Origin of the sequence: Rodentibacter sp. Ppn85 (assembly GCF_001999335.1) — a bacterium.
Taxonomy (GTDB): domain Bacteria; phylum Pseudomonadota; class Gammaproteobacteria; order Enterobacterales; family Pasteurellaceae; genus Rodentibacter.
In genome coordinates, this window is the sequence record NZ_MLHS01000073.1 from 1 (window position 1) to 7,381 (window position 7,381).

Annotated in this window: 7 protein-coding genes; 1 reads left to right on the forward strand and 6 read right to left on the reverse strand. The window is 41.6% G+C overall.

Annotated elements, in window-relative coordinates; genetic code table 11:
* Nucleotides 1-24: 24 nt before the first annotated feature.
* Nucleotides 25-828 (reverse strand): hypothetical protein, encoded by an 804-nt coding sequence (locus BKL51_RS10885; protein WP_077466689.1) that lies wholly within the window; start codon nt 826-828, stop codon nt 25-27.
* A gap of 98 nt (nt 829-926) precedes the next feature.
* On the opposite strand from BKL51_RS10885, the gene BKL51_RS10890 reads away from it, so the two are divergent.
* Entirely contained in the window at nt 927-1,589 is a 663-nt protein-coding gene (locus tag BKL51_RS10890) for a trimeric intracellular cation channel family protein (protein WP_077466690.1), read from the forward strand.
* Nucleotides 1,590-1,677: 88 nt separating this feature from the next.
* Here BKL51_RS10890 and BKL51_RS10895 read toward each other — a convergent pair whose 3' ends face one another.
* The 5 genes from BKL51_RS10895 to BKL51_RS12180 form a co-directional block, all read right to left on the reverse strand.
* Nucleotides 1,678-2,538 carry a hypothetical protein gene (locus BKL51_RS10895; protein ID WP_077466691.1) on the reverse strand — a complete coding sequence of 287 codons (861 nt, stop codon included), beginning with the start codon at nt 2,536-2,538 and terminating at the stop codon, nt 1,678-1,680.
* Between the two features lie 157 nt (nt 2,539-2,695).
* Entirely contained in the window at nt 2,696-3,562 is an 867-nt protein-coding gene (locus tag BKL51_RS10900) for a hypothetical protein (protein WP_077466692.1), read from the reverse strand.
* Nucleotides 3,562-6,444, reverse strand: a complete 2,883-nt coding sequence (locus tag BKL51_RS10905) for a toxin VasX (RefSeq protein ID WP_233127127.1) — start codon at nt 6,442-6,444, stop codon at nt 3,562-3,564. Before BKL51_RS10905 ends, BKL51_RS10900 begins: the two co-directional genes overlap by 1 nt.
* Nucleotides 6,445-6,594, reverse strand: a complete 150-nt coding sequence (locus BKL51_RS12175; RefSeq protein ID WP_233127128.1) for a hypothetical protein — start codon at nt 6,592-6,594, stop codon at nt 6,445-6,447.
* An 89-nt stretch (nt 6,595-6,683) separates the two neighbouring features.
* Nucleotides 6,684-7,381 (reverse strand): DUF4123 domain-containing protein (locus BKL51_RS12180; RefSeq protein WP_369801917.1); only part of this gene is annotated, 698 nt, incomplete at its 5' end.

A 7,381-nucleotide genomic window follows, 5' to 3' on the forward strand; every position in this document is an offset into this window, starting at 1 on the left:
TAATCTACGTCAGCCCCTTGTTTTTTATATAAACAACATCCATAATGGCAAACAAATGCCGATAAACAGCAAAATAAATAATGCGTTCAGGCTTAACGCCCATTTTTGCAAACTATGAATCACTAAAATCGCTGCAATCACAAAATGACAAATAAAATAAATGGCGTAGGCAAAAATACTTTCCGGATTGAACGTACTTTGCAAACCGATAAAGATTAACAAAATAAATATTGCCAAAGCATTTAAAACCAGTAAAACAATCATTAACAGAGGTAATAAAGCAATAAAATTTTGCAAACGGTTTTTCGCTATCACTAACGCTAAATTCACTAATATCACTCCGGATAAAATCTGAGCGATGGGATTATATTCGGCAAAAGCTGACAAAGGCAGCCGACTAAATAACATAAAATAGCTCAATCCGCCTAAGCCCGCCACCAAGATTGCCATCAATAAAAAACTATTACGGGCTTTTTCAACTTTTGATTGTTTCCAAATAAAATACACCACGGATAAACCGCACAGGCTCATTATATTGATAAGGGTATGACGATAATCGGGTAAAAGACTCACCGCCATCCATACAATCCAGTAGAATGCAAAGGCTACATTCACTTTAACCAACCGCCCTCGCTGTCCGGGGCAAATTTCACCTTTATAAAATACCAGTAAAGAAAATAATTGCGCCACCAACACCGCTAACCCCAAATGAGGAACCGCCTGTGTTTGAGGTTTTAACCCAAAGATAAAAAACTCAACGGCCAACAGCAAACAAAGAGTCAGTGTCGAAAATAGTTGCACGGAATATTTGGAGGATTGTTCAGACATAATTGAAAAATATAGAAAAATAATGCGTCATTATGCTAAAAATTCACGATATTTTAAAGTAGAATGAACGCAATTTTGACCGCACTTTAGGAACTCAAATGTTACTCAGTATTTTATATATTATCGGCATTACCGCCGAAGGTATGACCGGGGCATTGGCGGCCGGCAGAGAAAAAATGGATATTTTCGGGGTGATTATTATCGCCTCCGTAACCGCTATCGGAGGCGGTTCCGTTCGCGATGTGTTATTAGGTCATTATCCGTTGGGCTGGGTCAAACATCCCGAATATTTTTTAATTGTCGCAAGTGCGGCGGTCATTACGGTTTATGTCGCCCCTTTTATTAACCATTTTATGCGCTACTTTCGTACTATTTTCTTAGTATTGGATGCCATGGGATTGGTCGTATTTTCCATCATCGGCGCACAAATCGCCATGGATATGGGGCACGGCATCACAATTGTCTGTATAGCAGGCTGCATTACAGGCGCATTTGGCGGCGTATTACGGGATTTACTCTGCAACCGAATTCCCCTCGTTTTCCAAAAAGAACTTTATGCCAGTGTTTCCCTTTTCGCTACCCTTACCTACTACTTGCTCAGCACACTCCAAATAGAACACACTGTCGCAGTATTAATCACCTTAATCACAAGCTTTACATTACGGGTTTTAGCTATTCGTTTTGCATGGGGGCTACCGGTATTTAACTATCAGGAATTATCACAGGAAGAACAAGATAAATTACCGAAGAAAACAAAATAATCACACCAGCCAAATATTATGGCTAGGCTATTTCACTTTCAAAACCGACCGCACTTTGGGCTTTTATCTCTAAAGTGCGGTCGTTTTTTTACACGTTTTTATCCAACCATGCCTGAATGCGGGCTTCCGTTTTCTTTTCGTTGTAGCCAAAATTTGGAATGAGGTGAAAACGATAGAACCAACCAAAATAATCCTGCCAAATGCGTTTTTCTTTTTTGAAGTAGTGAGCGAATTCTTTATCCGGATTCGGGCTTTTTAAATAATCTACGATAAAGTCGCGCAAATAATAACTTTGATATTCACATACCGGGCGGTAAGCGCCGAGTGCCGGGGAGGCTTTTTTGTTGCATTCGGGATTTTCAAAAGGAATATCCATAATTAGGCAGCTCATGCCCTCGCGGTTTAGCCAAGAAGAATGAAAATCCGTTTGTAAAAAGTAGATTAAACGCTGTTCATTGTGTTTTAAACTTTCGGGGTATTGTTTAATGTAAAACTTTCCCCACCACCAAAAGTAAATAAGACGGCGCTTGGCATCAATACGCACTGGGCGACCATTTGGCAGGCAAAGTAATACAAACCAAAAAATCGGGAAAAGGATATAGAACCAGCCGTAGTATATTGCGTCAGGGTGTTTATTCAACATTCTCATTTTAAATTCTAGATATGTTTCTGGAGTTATCGGGATTCCCGATACTTGCATGCCACCACGTACTAATCTCCAAGTATTTTCCAAAGCCCAATCCACAGATATCGCCCATTGAATATCGTTATACATTCCTGTTTGCGAAATAATGTCATTTAAGGTTATTACGCTCACAATAATGAACCAAGGCCAGACTAAAATCGCTTTAAAATAACTGACATTATAACGGGTGATTTCAATCACCCCGTTGCCAAGCGGTTTGACATTGCGTGAAACCATATCGGGGGTATAGTTTGGTGTGTTCATTAATATTTACCCTCTAAGATAATTTCGCCCTCAAAATGTTCGCCATATAACCTAAAATCATTGAATTTTTTACGGACGCCAGTATGGCGTCCCTACATTAAAATTTTGCATTTACGACATAATGTCGTTTTATTTTTAACGTGCGGTGAAATTTTTACTACTGAACGCCATGTTTCTCCAGCCACGCTTGAATTTTGGCTTCGGTTTTCTTTTCGTTGTAGCCAAAGTTTGGAATGAGGTGGAAACGATAGAACCAACCGAAGTAATCCTGCCAAATACGTTTTTCCTTTTTGAAGTAGTGAGCGAACTCTTTATCAGGATTCGGGCTTGTTAAATAATCCACGATAAAGTCGCGTAAGTAGTAGCTTTGATATTCACACACAGGGCGATAAGCGCCGAGAGCCGGGGAGACTTTTTTATTGCGTTCGGGATTTTCAAAAGGAATCGTCATGATTAAGCAGCTCATGCCCTCGCGGTTTAGCCAAGAGGAATGAAAATCCGTTTGTAAAAAGTAGATTAAACGCTGTTCATTGTGCGTGAAATTTTCAGGGTATTGTTTAATGTAAAACTTTCCCCACCACCAAAAGTAAATAAGACGGCGTTTGGCATCAATACGCACGGGGCGACCATTTGGTAAGCAAAGTAATACAAACCAGAAAATCGGGAAGAGTATGTAGAACCAGCCGTAGCATATTGCGTCAGGGTGTTTATTCAACATTCTCATTTTAAAATCTTCATATGCTCCAGGTGGCATAATCTCTCCAAATCCTTGACGAACAGCTACTAAGTCAGTCCAAGTTCGTTCTAAAGCCCAATCTACAGAAATCGCCCATTTTATGTCTATAAACATACCTATTTGATTTATCACATCATACAATGTCATTACTGTTACAATAATAAACCAAGGCCAGACTAAAATCGCTTTAAAATAACTGACATTATAACGAGTGATTTCAATCACCCCGTTGCCAAGGGGTTTGACATTGCGTGAAACCATATCAGGGGTATAGTTGGGGGTGTTCATTAGTATTTGCCCTCTAAGATAATTTCGCCCTCAAAATAATCGGCGTTCCGTTTTTGCCAAAAAGTATCGGTTTTTTCACCGAGTTTTGGGTATTTTACTTTAATGACAAAAATATCCGTGTTATGAGTCGGATATTTTTCCGTATTAATCAGGTTAATAGATTTATAACCTCTAAAGAGGTTTTCCTCCGAAAGATAAATATAGGCATTGCCGTTATTTTCTGTTCGTTTCGGGTTGACATGTGTTTCTCTGCCTTGTAGTGATGTCATGGCATCAACCACACTGCCTGGATGCGGGTATTCATATTGAGTAACGTCAATCTCCAGACGGGCGGCATAGCCTTTTTCCTCTGCAAATGCAGGACAACTGACTTCTAAAACCTGCCATTGGTTGTTTTTGGCAGAAACCGTTAAACCCCAAGCGAGGTTATAGTAGGCTTCCATTTCTTTATCAAATCGTTTTTTCATTTCAATAAATTTGTTGTGATCATTTGGTAACGCTAACGCTTCTGAAAGCAATAATTCTTCTACTAATTCAGGACGTTTATTGCCATTCCAATAACTCTCCGAATTCCCCCAAAATCCGGTTCTCACCCAAGCCTCATAAGGATTATCGCCAAAAGTGGACACCACCACACTCAGAATCACCAAGGCAGCGCCCACAATCCCCAATGCCGGGAATACGCCGGAAACAAAACTGAAGGTTGAGAGCAAGGTACAAATTTCACCTACGGCTAAAAGCGCCGCAGCATCCCGTTTGGCTTTGTCGCCACTGCCACTGCCTTGTTTGAAGTCATTATAGGCAATAATAATCGCCATCACGCTGGCGATACGTCCGACATTATCAAATGAGATGACCTTATTCCAAATACGTGTGCCGGGTTGTGCCGTTGCACCGGGAAAAGGTAAACCATAGCGCATGGCGGCTTTATTTAATTTTTGAAAGAGTTTTTCGGTTGCTTGTTTGGCAATGTCATTTTCTTTGCGTTCAAAGGCTGCCACGATGGCGGATAAATCTGCGGTAACTTGCGCAACAGCCAAGGCGTTTACGCCCTTTTCATCCTGTAATTCCGTCCATTTTTGAAAGTTTGCGATGGCGGTGATTGAGGCAAGAAAAATCCCCGCATAACGTGTTTTCTCATTTATCCATTTACTGGCATTGGATTGATCTTGTGCGTCAATATTCATCCACACCGAGAGTATGCGTTCATCACGCCATTGTAGCATTGTTCTTGGTAAATCAATGTTAGTTACCCGCCCGGCTGCGATGGCTTCCATTTGGCTTTTTAGCGATTTTAAGGCATCTTTTACACCGGTCGGTTGTAGCCGTGTTAAACGAAAACCTAACACCTTTAAATAGCTGTGATACATCAATGAATTGGTTGCTGTGCGTTGCCATAAATGTAATTGACCGGCAGACACTTCACCCAGTAGTGCATCAAACCTAATGCGGTTAAATTCAACAAGTACCGTACCGTCTTTGACAATGCTATTGCTTTTATCGCCGATAGATAGAAGATTGCCGAGGTAGTCGCCATAACTTTTCGGTGATTTTTCCAGCTTATCCGGTAAGCCTGTTTGGTCATTGGGTTTTGTATTGGCAAGTCTCAACATTTCAGCTTGTTCACTTATGCCTTTAGGGCGGGTACTGATTCCGCTTTGTGCAGCGATGATAAGCTCCATCATATAGTTCGCCACGGGATGGAGTTTAGCCGGCTGTTTTTGATAATCCAACATGAGACCGTTTATTACAGCCATTTGGGCAATGATAGTGTGATTATTCGCTTGTTCCGCCATGGCTCGGTGTGCTTTGGCGAGATTGACCATCATGTCTTCATACTTTGTCGGACGATATTGAAGATATTGCTCCATTTGTTGCCACGTTTTATTATCGACCGTACCATCGTTGGTTTCTTTTGAAAAAACACGACCGAGACCACTGAATAGACGATCGCTTTTATTCGCCTCTCCAACCGGAAATCCGGAATAAGATTTTGCTCTTAACAGTTTTTCAAGGGATTTGACCGCTCTTGCGGTGGTAATCGGATAAAGTTCTTTCGCACGTTCAGCGGCATCGTTTGCAACGGCAACAACACTGCAGGCAGCAATGTCATAAATATTACCGATAGGATCGAATACGGCAACGACAATAGGTTCGCCATTTTCGCAAGGTTTTGTCGGGAGCATTAAGTTTTGTTTAGCGTTATAGCCGACAGTCGTTGCCCGATATTGTGCATTCTGATTAGTATCGGATGATTTAGGGTTAAAGTCTGGCACTCGCGTTTGTAATGATTGATCAGTTAAAACAAATGAAAAATCAGATTCCAGTTGTTTTAACGCTAACTTTTGCATGATTTTTGCACGGGTATCGGGATCAACCTCAAGCTTTTCAAACAGCTCGGCAGGCCAACGGAATTCACTATAAGCAAATTCAATAATTGCCGTTTGTGGATTTACAAAAGCGTGATAATAAGAATTTACGCCTTTGGCAGGCACCCATTCTTTCCTTGGATTGCCTTCCGTCCATTCGTACTGTGTAAATTGATAAGGCAAGTTCCCTTTTTCCCCTCGCAATTCCGGTGCATTACTGTCATCATCACTCACCGTATATTTAAAAATAATCCATTGCCCTTTCAAATCCGTCGTTTTTCCAACATGTTTTTGCGAGTAAATGTAAAAATAGCCCTGGCGCAAACGACGTAATTCATAATTCGGATCGTTAATGCCTGTGGGCATAGGCGGCGCCTCGCCGGTTTCGGCAATCTTATCAAGGGCGGCTTTAGTTAAACTAAATCGCGCAGGATAAATCGGACGAATTTCAGCTTGGCAGGCGAGCGGTTTACCGATTTTACTATCTGAAAGTACAGGACGATTGGCTGTCATTTATTTCGGCTCCTTGATAAAAATTTGTTTTGCTTGTTCATAAACGGTGTGTGCAACAACGATAGGAAAGTTCTCTCCAATCTCATTATTTGCCTGTTGTATGAGTTGTTCAAAAGTGCGGTCATTATTTAGATAAATTTGTGCTTTCACAAGATGAATAACAGCGTCATCATGTTCAAACCCTAGCCGTAATGCCCGCTCGAAATGTTGTTCGATATTTTGATGTGAAACTGATAAATTTAAATTGAAAAACTCTGCCGGAATATGTCTTTCTGTAATTGTTCCAGTAATTGTCGTTTGTCGTAGTCTTCTATAAACGCTTGAAATTCATCGTCAAAACCGACCGCACTTGGTTGGCTGTCGGGCGGTAAATCCTTTAGACTGAAAATATGAAAGCGGTTGCCGATACGCGCGCCGAAGGAATCTATCATCGTTTCGCCCTCCCGAACGCCGAAAAAGGACGCCAGTTTTGCCGGGGAACAGGCAATGTATCGCAGATAGGCAACCAGGATTATCGGGTCGTAAAAACGGAAGAAATACCATTTTTCGTTTTCTTCCCGATAAAGGTGAATAAATTTGCGCAGATGATAGGCCAGCGTCTCAAAAGACTGTTGCGAACGGATAATAATGGTCGGATTGCAATCCCAAGCGCCCATCCAAGGTTGTTCCGCTTGAGTGAAAAGCAGTTCGACAAAGGGGCTGTCTTCTCTATCGGTGACGGTCAGTTGGGCAAGAAACGGGGCGTTGCTGTCCATTTTGTCTTTCAGTTCGCCTTTATACAGTGACTCGGTTCTGCCCTCGTGTTCGCTTAATTGGGGGATGGTAAAGGATTTTACCCCGTCAATCACGGCATAATAACGCCAATCTTGTGCATTCTCGGTGAAATGGGGGTTGGGATAATACAGTCCCTCTTTGGGGTTGTGTGCGGAGTCAAACT